The sequence below is a fragment of the Mesorhizobium sp. WSM4829 genome (assembly GCF_055811475.1).
In genome coordinates, this window is record NZ_JBVVQJ010000112.1 from 1 (window position 1) to 1,418 (window position 1,418).

Consider the following 1,418-nt stretch of genomic DNA (forward strand, 5'->3'; position numbering starts at 1 on the left):
CCAACATCAACCACCCGGAGAGCGAGCCGATGATCATCGGCCGCAATTTCCTGGTCAAGATCAATGCCAATATCGGCAATTCAGCCGTCACCTCGTCGATGGCCGAAGAGGTCGAAAAAATGGTCTGGGCGATCCGCTGGGGAGCCGACACCGCCATGGACCTGTCGACCGGTCGCAACATCCACAACATCCGCGAATGGATCGTCCGCAATTCGCCGGTGCCGATCGGAACCGTGCCGCTCTACCAGGCGCTTGAGAAGGTCGGAGGGATCGCCGAGGACCTGACCTGGGAAATCTACCGCGATACGCTGATCGAACAGGCCGAACAGGGCGTCGACTATTTCACCATCCATGCCGGTGTGCGGCTGCACTACATCCCGCTGACGGTCGACCGGGTCACCGGCATCGTGTCGCGCGGCGGCTCCATCATGGCCAAGTGGTGCCTGCATCATCACCGCGAAAGCTTCCTCTACGAGCATTTCGAGGAAATCTGCGACATCTGCCGCGCTTACGACGTGTCGTTCTCGCTCGGCGACGGCCTTCGTCCCGGCTCGATCGCCGACGCCAACGACGCGGCGCAGTTCGCCGAACTGGAAACGCTCGGCGAGTTGACAAAGGTCGCCTGGGCCAAGGATTGCCAGGTCATGATCGAGGGGCCGGGCCATGTTCCGATGCACAAGATCAAGGAGAACATGGACAGGCAGCTCGAAGTCTGCGGCGAGGCGCCCTTCTACACGCTTGGGCCGCTGACCACCGACATCGCACCCGGCTACGACCACATCACCTCAGGCATCGGCGCGGCAATGATCGGCTGGTACGGCACGGCGATGCTCTGCTATGTCACGCCCAAGGAGCATCTCGGTCTCCCCGACCGCAACGACGTCAAGACGGGCGTCATCACCTACAAGATAGCCGCGCACGCCGCCGATCTCGCCAAGGGTCATCCGACGGCGAAGGTCAGGGATGACGCCCTTTCCCGCGCACGCTTCGAGTTTCGTTGGGAAGACCAGTTCAACCTGTCGCTCGACCCCGAAACCGCGCGCTCCTTCCACGACGAGACGTTGCCGAAGGAGGCGCACAAGCTGGCGCATTTCTGCTCGATGTGCGGGCCGAAATTCTGCTCGATGCGCATCTCCCACGACATTCGGGCCGAGGCACAGAAAGAGGGCATGGCGGCGATGGCCGCGAAGTACCGCGAGGGCGGCAATCTTTATATGCCGGTAGACGGCGAACCGCCCATGCCGAAGATGCCGGAGCCGTCATGAGGCTGCTGGTCAAAGGGGCTGGCGTCGCCGGCCTCACCGCCGCCTTCGAACTCGCCGCCCGCGGTGCTGCGGTAACCATTGCCGAGACCCGGCATGGCCTTGGCGGCAACGCATCATGGATGGCCGGCGGCATGCTGGCGCCCTGGTGCGAGC

The 1,418-nt window shown here is 63.3% G+C and carries 2 protein-coding genes; both read left to right on the forward strand.

What is annotated here, in order from left to right; translation table 11 throughout:
- Nucleotides 1-1,265 (forward strand): phosphomethylpyrimidine synthase ThiC (thiC, locus tag AC0L17_RS34395; RefSeq protein WP_473518978.1); only part of this gene is annotated, 1,265 nt, incomplete at its 5' end.
- Nucleotides 1,262-1,418: FAD-dependent oxidoreductase (locus AC0L17_RS34400; RefSeq protein ID WP_473518979.1), on the forward strand; the 157-nt coding region annotated here is incomplete at its 3' end. The genes thiC and AC0L17_RS34400, both read left to right, overlap by 4 nt.